The following is a 15,815-nucleotide window of genomic DNA, read 5'->3' as shown; positions in this document are numbered from 1 at the left end:
CCGGTGGCGTCGGTTGGGAGCGAGGGCGTCCTAAGGGGGGAACCTCGTCAGGGGCGGCGCCGTGGGAAGTGGCGCCGCCGGGGCCGGTGATATCGCGGGGGGCGGTATCACCGGCAATGGCTTTTCCCGCCGCGTTCGCTAACGCGAATTGGCCGGGCGCCGTTGCGGCCGTCCGGTGGCCTTGTTCAGGCACCAGCTTTGACGATCCCCATCGATGGGCACGCCGCCCACCCAGCGCCGGGGCGGATGGGTATCCAGCCAGTTATTGTGCCCGCTGAGCACGGCGTGACCGTGGTGGGTGATGGACAGCTCCCGTTCCGCCCAGGGCAGATCCGCGTCGCCCCGTTCCTCGAGCACCGGCGCCGGACCGGACAGCAGCGGACGCAGCATCCAGTGGAACAGGCTGTCGCCCAGATAGGGCAGCGGTTCCCGCTCCAGCATCAGATCCCGGAAAATCTCGCCGGCGGGCTTGGGCCCGCGTTCCGCCACCAGTTGCACCGTGAGCTGCTCGCTCAGCCCCAGGCCGGTTTCCTCGTCCGGCAATTCCAGCAGATGACGGCGCAGCGCCCGGCCCAGCATGGGCAGTGACGGGGTGATGCGCTGGCTGAGCCGGTCCAGCCCGTCCGGGGTATCGGCGGTGACCGCCCGCCAGGCGCGCCGGCCCAGCACCAGCAGGGGTTCATCCACCGGCCGCCGTTGCTCCCACAGCCAGCCCAGCACCTCCGGCGCCAGCTGGCCCAGCCCCACGAAGCGCGCCACGCCGGGCACCGCGTCGGCGGCCACCAGCTCCACCCGTACCCGCGGCCAGCGCCGTCCGAAGTGGTCCAGGATGTGGGCCAGGATCAGCTGGTCGTAGCTGTCGTGCTCGAACCACAGCACCACCCGCTCGTCGGCGCCGGCGTCTTCCAGCTCCTGGTATTCCCGCTGCTGGCGGGACAGGGTCTGTTCCGCGTCCAGGGTCAGGGCCTGGGCGAGAAAGCGGGCCCGCTCCTCGATGAAGCGCTCCCGGGGCAGGCGCTGCACCGGGCCGATGCAGAAGGGATCGGCGAAGGTCAGGCACTGGCCGTGCAGGCCGCATTGGGGCAGAGCGTCGCGAAGATCATCGCCGCAGCGGATGTGCACCGTGGTCTGTTCGCCGTCCAGTTCGTCGCCGGCGCGGCGGGCGGCGGCGTCCAGCTCGCCCACGTGGCGTTCGAAGGTGTCCCAATCGTGGAACCCCATTTCCCGGGACACGGTTTGCAGCGCGTCCTTCATTTCCAGGGGCACCGCCTCGGGGGTGACCCGGTGCAGGGCCAGGCGGGCCTGGGAACGACCGTCGCCGCTCCGGGCCGCGTCAAGGAGACGACGGGCGTCGGCCACCGGGTCATCCAGATGGAAGCGGCCGTTGCTCAGCGAGGTGTCGTCCCGATCGACGGTGGCGGACGGCGTCATGATGGTCTCCGGTTGCTTGCCACGCCCGTCTGGCAGTGACATTCGATGCATGAATTACGGTTGACCATCGTGGCGCCCGGGTCAATGAACAACCCGTGAGTAAAACGCGCCAGAGCGCTGATTTTATGGAGTTTTTACTCGCGGCCCTGGGGCGGCGCGATTTCCAGCAGCCGGTAGCCGGCGGCTTCCAGGGCGCGCAGGCTGGCGTCCTCCTGCCAGCGGTACTCGTCCGGAAGCCCCAGGGGCATGCCCAACTGGGGGCGGACCAGGCCGGCGGCCAGATCCTCGGTGGGTTTTCGCGGGTAGGACACCGCGTACACATTGCATTGGCCATCCGGGCTTTCCACGGTGACCGCCCAATACCGTCCGTTCATCATGATTGCTCTCCTTGCGCCCCGCGCGCCGGTCTCCTCACCGATCGCTCATGGTTGCAAGGTGCCATCGGCGTGGCCCCTTGTCTGTCGTCATTGGCTGAACGTTACGTAGGAAATAACGTACAGCAAAATCGCAAAAAGGCTTACAGGGGCGGGGTCTGACCGGCGTAGCTGTCGATCACCCGCCGATACTGGCTGGGCGCGGCGCCGATGTGCTGCTGGAAAAAGCGCGTGAAATGGCCCTGTTCGGAGAAGCCCAGGTCCTCGGCCAGTTGCCCCAGGGTGCCGGCCCGCTGGGTTTCCAGCCAGGTGAAGGCGCGCCGCATGCGGGTGTCGTTGAGCATCAGCATCGGTGACATGCCGGTGTCGCGGCGGAACAGGGTGAAGAAGTGGGCCCGCGACAGGTTGGCGGCGCGGGCGGCGTTGGCCAGGCAGTCCGGGTCGTCCACGTGGTTGCGCAGGTAGTCGCAGGCGCGGCGGATGCGGGTGTCCTGGAAACCGAGCCGGGAGCGGGCCCCCAGGCGGCGCAGCTGGCGCCACTCGGAGTGGTCCTCGATCAGCTCGATAAGAAAATCGAACAGCAGCGATTCGATGCGCTCCCGGGGCACCAGGTCCGGGGAGTAGGCCTCGGCGATCAGGTAGTCCGCCAGCCGGCGGTTCTTGCTGTTCAGCTCGATGCTGGACTGGGTGAAGAAACCGGGGTGGGCGCTCAGTGCCAGGGAATGCTGGATCTCCGCCAGCCAGGCGGGCTCGATGTAGAGCGCCAGGATCTGGGTCGGCCCGGCGCCGGCCTGGTGGTCGTAGAAGTGCGGCTGCCAGGCGTTCACCAGCACCGCGTGGCGGTCGGTGAGCGGCACCCGCCGGCCGTTGACGTTGAAGAAGGTGTCGGCCCCGGCCGCTTTCACCAGCACATGGCATTCGTGGTGGGAGTGGGTCACCAGGGTGTGGTCCATGTCGAGCAAGGCGACGCGCCCGAAGGACCCGTGGAAAACGCGCTGTGCTATGGACATCTCGCTTCTCCTCAAAGTGCATCGCGGCGTTTGCCGCGATAGACGCGCAGGACGTCGGCCATCACCGCCAGGGCGATCTCCGCCGGCGTCTTGCTGCCCAGGTTCAGGCCGATGGGCATATGGATACGCCCGATCTGGTCGTCATCCAGGCCGCCGACGCGGCGCAGCCGCTCGGCGCGCCGCTCGGAAGTGCGTTGCGAACCCATGGCGCCGATGTAGAAGGCCGGCGTGCGCACCGCTTCCATCAGGGCCAGGTCGTCGATGCGCGGGTCATGGGTGAGCGCCACCACCGCGGTGGTTTCATGGCAGCCGCCCTCGGCGATGAAGGCCGAGGGCATCACCGGGCGCACCCGGACCCCGGCCAGCGCGCCCTGTTTGTCGTCCCGGGGATCGCACACGATCACCTCGCAGCCCAGCTCCACGGCGAAGCCGGCGCAGACCCGCGCCACCGGCGACACGCCGGCGAGCAGCAGGCGCAGCACCGGCCCGATGCGGATCTCCACCCGCTCGCCGAGCAGCCGCGCCGCTTCGCCGCCGTGGTCCGGTGTCAGTGTCAGGGCGCCGTCGGTGAGGTCGATGTGGCGCACCCGGCGGTGTTGGCCGAGCAGGGTGTAGCGCAGGGTGGTCAGATGGTCGATCCAGTCCGCGCCGGGCGCCCGCCGCTCCACCAGCACCAGCAGGCTGCCGCCGCAGGGCAGTTGCAGGCGTTGGCGTTCGTCCTCGCTCTGGCCATAACGCACCACCTGGGCCGGCGCCGGGAAATCGTCGCGGGCCAGACCCTCGAGAAATTCCTCTTCCACGCAGCCGCCGGACAGGGAACCGACATGGGCACCGTCGCCCCTGGCCACCAGCATGGCCCCCGGCGAGCGCGGCGCCGAGCCATAGGTGGACAGCACCGTGCACAGCCACACCGGATGGCCGTCCCCGGCCCATTCCAGGGCCTGCTCGATGACCTGCAGATCAAGGGGTTGCATGGCCGGCGTCCGGGTTGTCGTCGCGCCAGCGCCGCACGATGCCCAGCTCGATGTCGAACAGGTCCAGCACCCGGCCGAGGCTGTGGTCGACCATCTCGTCCAGGGTTTTCGGCAGCGCGTAGAAGGCCGGCACCGGCGGCGCGATGATGGCGCCCAGTTCGGTGAGTTCGGTCATGGTGCGCAGGTGGTTCCGGTGCAGCGGCGTCTCGCGCACCATCAATGCCAGCCGGCGGCGTTCCTTGAGAATCACGTCGGCGGCCCGGGTCAGCAGGGTGGAGGTGACGCCGCTGGCGATCTCCGACATGGAGCGCATGGAGCAGGGCGCCACGATCATGCCCAGGGTCTTGTAGGAGCCGCTGGCGATGGCGGCGCCGATGTCCTGGTTGGAGTAGCACACCGAGGCCATGGGCTTGAGGTCCGACCAGGACAGGCCGGTTTCGTGGGCCACGGTGATCAGCGCCGACTTGCTCACCACCAGATGGGTTTCGATGGGGCTGTCGCGTAGCAGTTCCAGCAGGCGCACGCCGTAGACGGCGCCGGAGGCGCCGGAAATGCCGATGATCAGGCGTTGCGGGCGGGCTTCAGTCGAGGTCATGGTCGGTGGCGCCTTCCTTGTAGAAATGAATGGCATCGAGCCCGGTGGCCAGGGTCTTGCCGATGATGTCCACGAACAGGCGGGCCGCCGGCGACAGCGGGCGGCGGCTGTCGTGCACGCACACCATGCTGCGGTTGAGGCCGGGGCGCTCCAGCGGGTAGGCGCGCAGAGCGCCTTCCTCCAGGCCCTGGCGCAGCACCGTGGCGGGCAGGATGCTGACGTAGTCGCCTCGACGCAGAAAGCTCTCGATCACGGTGAGGTCGTCCAGTTCCAGATCCGGGCTTACCTCCAGCCCCAGCGCCGCCAGGGACTGGTCGATGACGATGCGCAGGCCATGCAGCCGGGAGGGCAGCACCAGTTTCAGCTCGCGCAGGGCGGAGAGTGGCACCGGGGTGGGCACGCGCAGACGGTTGGCGGCGCCGGTGGCCACCAGCAGTTCCTCGTCCACCAGGTCGATGCGGGTGAGCCGTTCCTGCTGGAAACTCTGGTTGATGACGGCGAAGTCCAGATCCCCGGAGAGCACCCGGTCGATCAGGTTCTGGCTGTAGCCGTAGCTGACCTGCAGCTCCACGTTGGGGTGGTGCTCCACGAAGTAGGCCAGGGTGCTGGCCAGGGCCTGGTTGGCCGCCGAGGCGATCAGGCCGGCGTGGATGCGACCGCTGATCTCGCCGTTGCGGTGGATCAGGGTCTGCCGCGCCTCCAGGAGCTGGCCGAGCAGCGGCATGAACAGCCGGTAGGCCTGCTCACCGGTCTCGGTGGGGATCATGCCCTTGGAGGTGCGTTCGAACAGTGGCTGGCCGAGTTCCTCCTCCAGCTTGGAAATCTGCATCGACAGGGCCGGTTGAACAATGTTGAGCCGCTGGGCGGCGCGCGTCACCGACCCTTCCTCGTACAGACAGGTGAAGTACTTTAGCTGGCGTAGCTCCATGGTGGCCTCGGTTCGGGACCTGGGTCCTCGGGTTCACACCGTCCCGACGCTTTGATAGACGTGTTTCAGCTCGGTGAAATCCATCAGCGCGTCGAAGCCGTGCAGCCGGCCGAGGCCGCTCTTGCGATAGCCACCGGTCTCCGCCTCGGCGAACAGCTTGTTATGGTCGTTGATCCATATTGTACCATCACGGAGTGCCCGGGCCACGCGAAGGGCGCGGGCACCGTCCCGCGTCCAGACACTGGCCGAGAGGCCGAACTCGGTGTGATTGGCGCGCGCCACCGCTTCCGCTTCGTCCTCGAAGCTCTCCAACACCAGTAATGGCCCGAAAATTTCCTCCTGGCAGAAGAAAGCGCCGCTGTCGCGGTGCTGGATCAGACTCGGCGTCAGGAAAGCACCGTCCCGCAATGTAGGATCGTCCGGCCGGCCGCCGGCCAGGATTACCTGGTCGCAGCTTTGCTGGGCCTGGTCCATCTGGCCGGCCACCAGGTCCCGGGCGCGGTGGTCGATCAGCGGGCCGATGCGGCTGTCCGGCTTGAGGCCGTGGCCCAGGGGCAGGGCGGCCAGGGCGCTGCCCAGGGCTTTTTTCATGGCCTCCAGGCGGCTGGCGTGCACCAGTACCCGGCGGGCGGCGGTGCATTGCTGCCCGGAGATGATGGTGGCCGCCGCCGCCAGTCGCGGGGCGATGGCTTCCACGTCCGCGTCCTCGAACACCAGGCAGCAGGATTTGCCGCCCAGCTCCAGGGACAGTTTCTTCATGGTCGGCGCCGCGTCCTGCATGATGCGGGTGCCGGTGGCGGTGGATCCGGTGAAGCTGAGTACGTCCACCCTCGGGCTGGCCACCAGGTGGGCGGCGCCGGCGTGGCCGCTTTCCGTGAACAGGTTGACCACCCCGGCGGGCAGGGCGTCCAGGGCCAGCAGCGGCTCCAGGATGGCGGCGTTGAACAGGGCGGTTTGGGCGGCGGGCTTGATCACCGTGGTGCAGCCGGCGGCCAGGGCCGGGGCCAGGGCGCGAATCAGCAATACGCCCGGGGCGTTCCAGGGAATGATCAGGCCGGCCACCCCGGCGGGTTCGCGGAACAGGGTGGAGAATTCCCCCGGCGCCACTTCCATGGCGGCGCCGGGATTGTGCCGGGCCAGGCCGGCGTAATAGAGGATCTCCGAGATGGCGCCGCCGATCTCGCCCCGGGACTGGGCCAGGGGTTTGCCGTTCTCGCGGGTAAGCAGCTCGGCCAGTGCCTCCCGGCGCGGCTCCAGAGCGGCGGCCCAGGCCAGCAGTACCTGTTGGCGCAGGCGAGGATTCTGCGCCCAACCCGGCTGTTCGAAGGCGTGCGCGGCGGCCTCCACCGCCGCCCGGGCCTGGGCTTCACCGCCTTCGGCGAACGCGCCCAGGCACTCGCCGCTGGCCGGGTCCAGGCTGTCCACCCAGCCGTCGCCGTCGCGCCATTCGCCGTTGATGTAGTGTCGTGCCTGCATGTTGTTGTTCTCCTCTGACGGTGCAAAAAAACGGCCGCCACCCGTGGGCGGCGACCGGCACCGAGGTTAACGGGAGGGAATCAGTTGTTGTCGCCAGTCGTCGCCGGCGGGGGTGCTGACCGCGTCCAGGTCCACCTCCGTCTCGCCGGGCACGCGGATGCGCTTGAAGCGCATGGGCGGTGCGTCCAGGGGCACGGTGGCGTCGAAGCCCATCTTCGAGCCGACCCCGTCGCGGGTGGAGGGGTCCAGCTTGGAGCCCTGGCCCTCGTGGATCAGCACCAGGTCGCGGTCGGCCTGGAAGCGGGTGGCCACCGCCCATTCCACTTCGTTGGGGTCGTGGATGTTGACGTCGCCGTCCACCACCACCACGTGCTTGATGTCGTAGTGGCCGCCCAGGGCGCCGAGGATGACGTTCTTGCCTTCGCCCTCGGAGCGCTTGTCGATCTGTACATAGAGGTGGTAACGGCACACGCCGCCACGGGCCAGGTGCACGTCGCGCACCGACGGGAAGCTGCGCCGCAGGTGCGCCAGCATGGTGGCCTCGCGGGGAATGCCGCCGAGCAACAGATGCTCCAGGCCGCCGCCGACGATGGTGTGGAACATGGGCGCCTCACGGTGAGTGACCGCGTCCACCTCGATCACATGACGCTCGGCGCGCTCGCCGTAGTATTGCGGGAATTCGCCGAACGGGCCTTCCTCCTCGCGGGCGTTGGCCAGCAGCCGGCCCTCGATGACGATCTCCGCCTCGGCGGGCACGCGGATGCGGTTGGTGACGCATTGCGCCACCTGGAGCGGCTGGCCGTGCAGGGCGCCGGCGATTTCCAGTTCGTCGTGGTCCAGGGGCACGATGGCCTGGGAGGCCATCAGGGTGAGCGGATCGTTGCCCACCACCACGGCCACTTCCAGGTCCTCGCCGGCGCTTTCCGTTTCCTGGAAGTAGGCCAGGGTATGGCGCGGCAGCAGCAGGGCGCCGAGCCGGTTGGCGCTGCTCACCTGCAGACGGTGAATGGACACGTTCTGCACGCCGGTGCGCGGGTTGCGGCTGATCAGCAGCCCGGCGGTGATGTAGGCGCCGCTGTCGTGTTCGTTATGGGTAGGGATCGGCAACTGACGGTTGAGATCCACCTCCCGGTGAACCACTTGCTGGCAGGCCGGCGTCGCCACCTCCCGCCAGGGAACCGGATTGAGGCTGGCCTCCTGGAAGCGCGCCAGCACTTCGGAGGGCGCCACGCCCATGGCCTCCGCCATCCAGTCGCGGTGCGACAGCAGCCCGGAGATCACCGGGATGTCGTGGCCGCCGGGGCGGGGAAACAGGGAAGCACTGCGGCCGTCGAGCCGGTTGGCGATGGCCGCCACTTGAAAGCGCAGGTCCGTGCCCGGCTCGATCACGCTGAGCCGCCGGCTCTGCTGCAGATGGTCCAGCCAGCCGCGCAGGCTGGCGCCCACGGGCGGCGCGGTGGTGTCGACGGTGTTGGAAGGCATGGAGGGCATGTCGGCGTCCCTTTGTCGGTTTTTGTTTGAACGCCATGCTATAAGCCGGATCGATGCCTTCCTATTAAGCAATTCTGATGCGCTTCATCAGCGCCGGCGATATCGCGGCCCCGCGCCACGCCATACGTTGTCCCGCCATATAAGAAAAAAGCGTTGTGCCTTTCCATAATGTTCGGTGATTGGACGAATCACTATAAGTTAATGGGCGGCTTTCAGGGCGCTGTGATAGCGTCCTTACAGATCAGGAAATAACTAAAAACAAATACTTGCAGAAAAAAGGTAGTGCGATGAATACAACAACCCTTTGCTTTCGAGCCTTGATCTGTGTGGCCGTCCTGGCATTTAGCACGGTAGTCGGCGCCAAGGAATTGAAACTCGGATTGATCGTGCCCGGCGACCACGCCTGGAGTCAGGCCGCCCGGGAGATGGGCAAGGAACTGGAGCAGCGCACCGACGGCCGTTACAGCGTCACCTTGTTCCCCGCCGGCCAGCTCGGCAGCGAAGCGCAAATGCTGCAGCAGATGCAGACCGGAGCGCTGGATATGTCGTTCATGACCGTGGCCCAGGTGGTCAACCGGGTGCCCGAGTTCGGCGCCCTGTTCGCGCCCTATCTGGTGGAAAACGAGAAACAGGCGGACCAGTTGCTCAAGGGCCCCGCCGCCCAGGGGCTGCTGGAAAAGCTGCCGGTCAAGACCGGCACCGTGGGCCTGGGCTACGGCGTGGCCGGCATGCGCATGATGCTCAACGCTTTCCCCTCCGATAACGTGGGCGCTCTGGAAGGCCGCAAAATCCGCATCACTCCGTTCCCGCCGGTGCAGGACTTCTACCGGTTGCTGGGCGCTGTCTCCACCCCCATGCCGCTCACCGACGTGTACGACGCCCTGGCCAACGGTCAGGTGGACGGCGTCGACGCGGATCTGGAACTGGTCTGGAAACTGCGTCTCTACGAACGCGCCAAAACCCTGCTGCTCAGCGGCCATATGATGTTCCCGGTGGTGGGCTTGGTATCCGGCCGCACCTGGGCCGGCATGACCGAGGAGGACCGTGACGTTCTCCGCGAACTGACCCGCAAGCACCTGGGCGGGCTGGCCGCTTATTACATGGCGTTCGGCGAAAAAACCCGCGCCGACATTGAAAGCGAAGGCGTCAAGGTGGTGGAAGCCGGTCCCGACTACTTCGGCGACAAACTGGATCAGTGGGAAGAGATCTGGACCAAGAAGGCCCCGGTCCTGTCCGAGCTTCGCAAGGAAGCCGGGCAACTCTGAGCCCGCCCGGGCCGCCGCCCCGGCGGCCCGGTTTCCGAAAGAATCACCGTCAGGAAACCCCCGTTATGATTCAGGCGTTAAGCAACGGGTTCGCCCGTGTGGAACGTGGCGCGGTCCGTCTTCTTGTGGTCGCCCTGCCAATCATGATTCTGCTGAACGTGTTCGGTCGCTTCTTCAAGGCACCGATTTTCTGGCTCGATGAACTGGCCGTGCTGATGATGGTGTGGCTGGCGATGCTGGGTCTGAGCATCACGCTGAAGAGCCGCGATGCGGTGGCGGTGACGCTGCTCACCGGGGCGGTGCCGCCCACCGCCCGCAAGGTGCTGCAGCTGATCTCCGACCTGGTGGTGCTGGGGTTCTGCGTGGCGCTGGTCGTGCTGTGCTACCGCTGGTTCAATCCGCTGCTGCTGATCCACAGTGATTTCAATATCGAGACCTTCGCGGCGGACAGCTTCAACTACATCTATCAGGAGCCCACGGAAACCCTGGGCGTGCCCAAGTTCTGGTTCTGGCTGATCCTGCCGGTGGTCTCGGTGACCAGCAGCGTGCACGCCCTGGCCAACCTGCTGCGCACCTGCCGGACGCCGCGCTCGGCGTTCGTCGATCCTCCCGAAGCCCACCCGGTGGCGGAGTAACTCCATGGTAGCCGTTATTTTTCTCGTTCTGCTTTTTATCGGCATGCCCATCGCGCTGGTGCTGGCGGTCAGTGCCATGGCCTACATCGTCAGCAGTGACAACGCGGTGCTGTTCCTGTCCTACCCGCAGCAGTTTTTCGGCGGGCTCAGTCAGTACGGCCTGCTGGCCATTCCGCTGTTCATGCTGGTCGGCGAACTGATGAACGAAGGCGGGCTGACCCGCCGATTGGTGGCCTTCGCCTCGGTCTTTCTCGGTTCCATCCGCGGCGGGCTGGCCTATATCAATATCCTCGCCAACATGATGCTGGCGTCCATCGTCGGCTCCGCCAACGCTCAGGTGGCGGTGATGTCCCAGGTGATGGTGCCGGAAATGCACCGCAAGGGGTACGACCGCAGTTTCGCTACCGCCACCACCGCCGCCGGTGCTTTGCTGGCGCCGGTGATTCCGCCGTCCATGCTGTTCGTGATCTTCGGCGTGCTGGCGCAGATCTCGATCGGCGATCTGTTCGTGGCCGGCATCGTCCCCGGGCTGCTGATGGCGGTGGGCTTCATTCTGGTCATCGCCGTGCTCGGCTTTATTCATGAATACCCGAAGAACGAGCGGCTGACCCTGCGCCAGGCACTGCGCAACGTGGTGGCCAGTATCCCGTCGCTGAGCGTGCCGGTGGTGATGATCGGCAGCATCGTCGGTGGCCTGGCCACCCCCACCGAGGCGGCCGCCGTGGGCGCCGCCATGGCGGTGCTGGTGGGCCGCTTCGCCCACGGCGAGATGAAGACCGACCGCATGGGCGACATGCTGCTGCGCGTGGCCATCAACAGCGGCGTGGTGCTGGCCCTGGTGGCGGCGGCGGCGGTGTTCGGCTGGGTGATCATCTACGAACAGCTGCCCCAGCGGCTGGGCGAGTTGATGCAAAGCATGACCTCCGATCCATTCGTTTATCTGCTGCTATTGATGGGCCTGCTGCTGATGGTCGGCATGGTGCTGGACGGCATCGCCGCCCTGATCCTGCTGGTGCCCATCGTGCTGCCGGTGGCGCAAGCCGTCTACGGCATCAACCCCTATCACCTGGGCGTGCTGATGTGCATCAACCTGACGCTGGGGCTGTTGACGCCGCCGGTGGGCGCCGCCCTTTACGTGGCCTCCCGGGTCACCGGTTGCAAGCCGGGCGACATCATCAAGGCGTTGCTGCCGTTCCTGCTGGTGACGGTGCTGGTGCTGCTGCTGATCACCTGGATGCCCGATCTGGTGACCGCGTTCCTATAAGGAGAACTGTTATGAATCGCATGAAGAATAAAGTCGTCATCGTCACCGGTGGCGCCCAGGGTATCGGCGCCACCTACGCCCGGGCACTGGCGGCGGAAGGCGCCGACGTGGCCATCGCCGACGTGCTCGACGGCAGCGCCGTGGCCGCCGAGATCGAGGCCGGCGGGCAACGGGCCCTGTACATCAAGACCGACGTCACCGACCAGGACCAGGCCCGGGCCATGGCGGAAACCGTCCAGGAACGGTTCGGCCGCATCGACGTGCTGGTCAATAACGCCGCCATCTATGCCTCCCTGCAAATGCGTCCGTTCGACCAGATCGATCTGGACGAGTGGGACAAGGTGATGGCGGTGAACGTGCGCGGCCCCTTTGTCTGTGCCCGCGCGGTGGCGCCGATGATGAAGGCGCGGAACTACGGCCGCATCATCAATATTTCCTCCGGCACGCCGTTCAAGGGCACCCCGGGCCTGCTGCATTACGTTACCTCCAAGGGCGCCATCCTGACCCTGACCCGGGGCCTGGCCCGGGAGCTGGGGGAATTCGGCATCGCCGTGAATACGCTGGCCCCCGGGCTGGTGCTCAGCGAAGGTGTGATCGCCAACGAAGCCATGCGCGACACGCTCACCGCGCCGGTCCTGGCCAGCCGCGCCCTCAAACGCGACCAGATGCCGGACGATTTGATCGGGCCGCTGCTGTTTCTGGCGTCCGATGACAGCGCCTTCATGACCGGCGAGACCGTGGTGGTGGACGGTGGCTCGGTGATGCACTGAGCCTCGCCGGGCTCGCCCGGCACCCCACACCTCCGTCATCAATAAACATTCCAACAAAGTAGTATGGGAGAGGACCATGAAACCCAGTAGAGAAGAAGTCATCGTCGAAAAGTCCCACGCTTTTCGTGAGCAGTATCGGGCGTCCACGCCCGCCTGGTACCGGGGTGAAATGCATCTGGCGTTCACCCTGATTTTCACCTTCGGCGTGATTCTGTTTTGCGCCACCCGACTGCACGACACAAGCTGGTCGGAATGGCTATTCGTGGTGGTGCCCATGCTGGTGTTCGGCAACTGGGCGGAATGGGCCGGGCACCGTTACCTGCTGCACAGCCCGCGCAGCCTGCTGAAGTCCGCCTACAAGCGCCACGTGGCCACCCACCACCAGTTCTTTTCCCACCGGACCCTGGACTACCACGGCCAGCGCGACTGGCGGGCGCTGCTGTTTCCCCCGTTCGCGCCGGTGCTGTTCGTCGGCGCCGCCGTGCCCCCGGCGCTGCTGCTGGGCATGCTGTGGTCCGCCAACGCCGGCTACATCGCGGTGCTGACCATGGCCGCGTACTTCCTGATGTACGAGGGCCTGCACACCCTCTCCCACCTGGAACATCCGATTCTGGATCGCCTGCCGCTGGTGAACACGGTGCGGCGCATGCACGTGCTGCACCACAATCCGGACTTCATGCACACCCACAATTTCAACCTGACGTTTCCGCTCTGCGACGCCCTGTTCGGCACCAGCGATCTGAACAAGGGCGTGATCGGCACGCTCTTCAACGGCATGTCCGATGACGCCCGCAAACCGGAGATTCAGGAAAAGCTGGATGTGCAGAAGAAGCCCCGACCGGAGCGGGGCGCACCGGCGGGGGAGTGATCCCGGCGCAAGTGGCGGGTCGCGGCTGAAGCCGCTCCTACCGTGGATGCATGCACCTTAGGAGCGGCTTTAGCCGCGATCACCACCGGCTCAGGGTTTAAGAATCGACGGATCGATGGGCAGCTCGATCAGAAACGGCCGGTCCGCCTCCAGGGCCCGTTCAAACACCGCCGGAAAATCCTCGCTCTCTTCCACGCGCTCCGCCTCGGCACCGAAGGAGCGTGCCAGGGTGACCAGATCCGGGTTGACCAGATCGGTGCCGTAGCGCCGGCCCGGATACTGCCTTTCCTGGTGCATGCGGATGGACCCGTAGGAGCAGTTGTTGACCACGATGACGATGACGTTGGCGCCGTATTGCACGGCGGTGGCCAGTTCCTGACAGGTCATCAGAAAACAGCCGTCGCCGGCGAAACACACCGCCGGCCGTTGCCGATCAGCGAGCTTGGCGGCGATCGCCGCCGGCAGCCCGTAGCCCATGGAGCCGGAGGTGGGCGCCAGGGCGCTGCCAAGGGCGCGGAACGGATAGAAGCGATGCACCCAGAGGGTGTAATTGCCGGCGCCGTTGCTGACCACCGCCTCCGGCGGCAGCCGTTGGCCGAGCCATTGCACCACCCGGGCCAGTTGCATGGGACCGGGGGATTCGGTGGGGTTGGCCCAGTCCCGGTACACCTGGCCGGCCCGTTCCAGCCAGGCGCGGCGTTTGTCATCCAGCGGCCGGTCGGCGCGCAGGGCGACGGTTTCGGCGAAGCCGCGCACGCCGGCGCAGATCGCCAGATCGGTGTGATAAACCCGCCCCAACTCTTCCGGCTGCGGGTGCACATGGATCAGTTGCTGGTGGGGCCGGGGCACCTCCAGCAGTTGATAGTGGCGGGTGGTGATGTCGCCGAGCCGGGTGCCCACCGCCAGGATCAGATCCGCTTCCTCGATCAATGCCGCCAGCGCCGGGTTCATGCCGAGCCCGGCGTCACCGGCGTACAGCCGGTGGCTGTTGTCAAAGCGGTCCTGGCGCCGGAAGCCGGTGACCACCGGCACGCCGTGGGCCTCCGCGAAGCGGCGCAGTTTGTCGTGGCTTTCGCTGTCCCAGCCGGAGCCGCCGAACACCGCCAGCGGACGGCGCGCCGCCGCCAGCCGGCGCTCCAGGGCGCGCACGTCGCGCACCGCCGGATAGCTTTGCGCCGGGGTGACGGCGGCGGTATCCACCACCGTCACCGATTCATAAAGCAGATCCTCGGCCAGGCCGATCACCACCGGCCCCTGGCGGCCGGAGCGGGCGGTGGCGAAGGCGCGGCCCAGGTATTCCGGAAGCCGCTCGCTGTGCTGCAGATCGATGGCCCACTTCGCCACCGAACCGAACAGCGACTGCACGTCCACTTCTTGCCAGGCCTCGCGCTCCTGGAAGCCGCTCGGCACCTGGCCGACGAACACCAGCAGCGGGGTCGAGTCCTGGGACGCCACGTGCAGGCCGGTCAGGGCGTTGGCGCTGCCCGGCCCGCGGGTCACGAAGCACACCCCGGGGCGTCCGGTGAGCTTGGCATGGGCCTCGGCCATCATGGTGGCGCCGCCCTCCTGACGGCACACCACCAATTCAATGTCCGGGGCATCGTGGAGCGCGTCCAGCACCGGCAGAAAGCTTTCGCCGGGCACCGTGAACACCCTGTCCACGCCGTTGCGGCGCAGCAGGTCGATGATCACCTGGCCGCCGGTGCGGCCTTGCGCGCTGGCGGTGGTCATTGTGCTTGCGCCGCTTCCTGGTAGTACTTTTTGGCGCCGGGGTGCAGCGGCACCGCCAGGTTTTCGTCGGCGGCGGCGCCTTCCACGGTCCAGCCGGCCATGGAACCGAACGAGCGTTGCACGCTTTCACGGCCTTCCATGATCGCCTTGGTGATCTGGTAGGCCTCTTCTTCCGGCATGTCCGCGTTGGCGTAGATGGAGGTGCTGAAGCCCACGCCCTTGACCGGTTCGTTCTGTCCTTCGAACAGGTCCGCCGGCATGGTGGCCGGGGTGAAGCCGTATTTTTCCAGGTAGGCGATGGCGTCGTCGCCGAGGCTCAGGAAGCGCTGCCCGGGAGTGATCGACAGTTGCGAGGTGTTGGGATGACCGGCGGTGGTGATGCCGATGATCATGTCCAGTTTACCGTCGCCGAACTGGTCCTGAAGGATGCTCAGGCTGGAGCGGCTGACGCTGCCGCCGAAGGATTCGATGTCCTCGTAGCTGAGGTCGTTGGCGGCCAGGATCAAACGCGCGATGTACTCATTGAGGCTGCCCTGGGGGCCGGTGCCGATGCGCACCGCCAGCTTGCCTTTCTTGATGTCGGCGAGGCTTTTGATGTCGCTGTTCTTCTGCACGGTAACGCGCTGGTAGTACTGATCCAGGCCGCCCACCAGGCCACGGATATTGTCGATTTTCTTGTCGAACGGGCCGAAGCCGCGCTCGGCCCAGGACGCCACCGGCGGGAAGATCAGCGCCACGTCGGTGCGTTTGGCGGTGAGCAGCTTGGTGTTGGCGATCGCCATCGGCGTGCCGAGGATGTCCACGGTGGAGCCCTGCGGCAGACCGTTGAGCATTTCCGTGCGCAGGGCGCCGGCGTAGGCGTACCAGGTGGTGCCGGTGGGGCCGGCGGCGAATTTCACCTTGACCGGATCGGCGGCCTGCGTGGCGCCGGTCAGGGCGAGCAGCACCGCGAACAGGGCGGGAGCGAGAGAGCGGAAGCTGAGATGTCGCATTTCTTGTTCTC

15 protein-coding genes are annotated in these 15,815 nt (G+C 66.7%); 5 read left to right on the top strand and 10 right to left on the bottom strand.

What is annotated here, in order from left to right; translation table 11 throughout:
• Positions 1 to 138: 138 nt before the first annotated feature.
• From HMJ39_RS00180 to HMJ39_RS00145, 8 genes are all read right to left on the bottom strand, one after another.
• Positions 139 to 1,431 (bottom strand): DUF1835 domain-containing protein, encoded by a 1,293-nt coding sequence (locus tag HMJ39_RS00180; RefSeq protein ID WP_194295824.1) that lies wholly within the window; start codon positions 1,429 to 1,431, stop codon positions 139 to 141.
• A gap of 134 nt (positions 1,432 to 1,565) precedes the next feature.
• Entirely contained in the window at positions 1,566 to 1,808 is a 243-nt protein-coding gene (locus HMJ39_RS00175; RefSeq protein WP_161385183.1) for a hypothetical protein, read from the bottom strand.
• A 140-nt stretch (positions 1,809 to 1,948) separates the two neighbouring features.
• The gene (locus tag HMJ39_RS00170; RefSeq protein ID WP_194295823.1) at positions 1,949 to 2,815 is read right to left on the bottom strand and encodes a helix-turn-helix transcriptional regulator; all 867 of its coding nucleotides are present in this window, start codon (positions 2,813 to 2,815) and stop codon (positions 1,949 to 1,951) included.
• An 11-nt stretch (positions 2,816 to 2,826) separates the two neighbouring features.
• On the bottom strand, positions 2,827 to 3,789 hold the full coding sequence (locus tag HMJ39_RS00165) for an XdhC family protein (protein WP_194295822.1): 963 nt from the start codon (positions 3,787 to 3,789) through the stop codon (positions 2,827 to 2,829).
• Entirely contained in the window at positions 3,776 to 4,384 is a 609-nt protein-coding gene (locus HMJ39_RS00160; protein WP_194295821.1) for a UbiX family flavin prenyltransferase, read from the bottom strand. The genes HMJ39_RS00165 and HMJ39_RS00160 overlap by 14 nt, the downstream gene beginning before the upstream one ends.
• A complete protein-coding gene (locus tag HMJ39_RS00155) occupies positions 4,371 to 5,312 on the bottom strand; it encodes a LysR family transcriptional regulator (protein ID WP_194295820.1) in 942 nt (313 codons plus the stop codon). The genes HMJ39_RS00160 and HMJ39_RS00155 overlap by 14 nt, the downstream gene beginning before the upstream one ends.
• 33 nt (positions 5,313 to 5,345) lie before the next feature.
• A complete protein-coding gene (locus tag HMJ39_RS00150; RefSeq protein WP_194295819.1) occupies positions 5,346 to 6,788 on the bottom strand; it encodes an aldehyde dehydrogenase family protein in 1,443 nt (480 codons plus the stop codon).
• A 66-nt stretch (positions 6,789 to 6,854) separates the two neighbouring features.
• On the bottom strand, positions 6,855 to 8,279 hold the full coding sequence (locus HMJ39_RS00145) for a UbiD family decarboxylase (protein ID WP_228462063.1): 1,425 nt from the start codon (positions 8,277 to 8,279) through the stop codon (positions 6,855 to 6,857).
• 368 nt (positions 8,280 to 8,647) lie between these two features.
• On the opposite strand from HMJ39_RS00145, the gene HMJ39_RS00140 reads away from it, so the two are divergent.
• The 5 genes from HMJ39_RS00140 (at position 8,648) to HMJ39_RS00120 (ending at position 13,081) form a co-directional block, all read left to right on the top strand.
• Positions 8,648 to 9,544, top strand: a complete 897-nt coding sequence (locus HMJ39_RS00140; protein ID WP_228462062.1) for a TRAP transporter substrate-binding protein — start codon at positions 8,648 to 8,650, stop codon at positions 9,542 to 9,544.
• Positions 9,545 to 9,609: 65 nt separating this feature from the next.
• Entirely contained in the window at positions 9,610 to 10,179 is a 570-nt protein-coding gene (locus HMJ39_RS00135; protein WP_194295817.1) for a TRAP transporter small permease, read from the top strand.
• 4 nt (positions 10,180 to 10,183) lie between these two features.
• A complete protein-coding gene (locus HMJ39_RS00130) occupies positions 10,184 to 11,443 on the top strand; it encodes a TRAP transporter large permease (RefSeq protein ID WP_194295816.1) in 1,260 nt (419 codons plus the stop codon).
• A gap of 11 nt (positions 11,444 to 11,454) precedes the next feature.
• Positions 11,455 to 12,213, top strand: a complete 759-nt coding sequence (locus HMJ39_RS00125; RefSeq protein ID WP_194295815.1) for an SDR family NAD(P)-dependent oxidoreductase — start codon at positions 11,455 to 11,457, stop codon at positions 12,211 to 12,213.
• Positions 12,214 to 12,289: 76 nt separating this feature from the next.
• Entirely contained in the window at positions 12,290 to 13,081 is a 792-nt protein-coding gene (locus HMJ39_RS00120; protein WP_194295814.1) for a sterol desaturase family protein, read from the top strand.
• 90 nt (positions 13,082 to 13,171) lie between these two features.
• Here HMJ39_RS00120 and HMJ39_RS00115 read toward each other — a convergent pair whose 3' ends face one another.
• The gene (locus tag HMJ39_RS00115; protein ID WP_194295813.1) at positions 13,172 to 14,812 is read right to left on the bottom strand and encodes a thiamine pyrophosphate-binding protein; all 1,641 of its coding nucleotides are present in this window, start codon (positions 14,810 to 14,812) and stop codon (positions 13,172 to 13,174) included.
• Positions 14,809 to 15,804 (bottom strand): TAXI family TRAP transporter solute-binding subunit, encoded by a 996-nt coding sequence (locus tag HMJ39_RS00110; RefSeq protein WP_194295812.1) that lies wholly within the window; start codon positions 15,802 to 15,804, stop codon positions 14,809 to 14,811. Before HMJ39_RS00110 ends, HMJ39_RS00115 begins: the two co-directional genes overlap by 4 nt.
• Positions 15,805 to 15,815: the final 11 nt, after the last annotated feature.

It is taken from the genome of Alloalcanivorax profundimaris (genome assembly GCF_015265435.1).
Classification (GTDB): Bacteria; Pseudomonadota; Gammaproteobacteria; order Pseudomonadales; family Alcanivoracaceae; genus Alloalcanivorax; species Alloalcanivorax profundimaris.
This window is presented reverse-complemented; position numbering and strand designations above follow the sequence as displayed.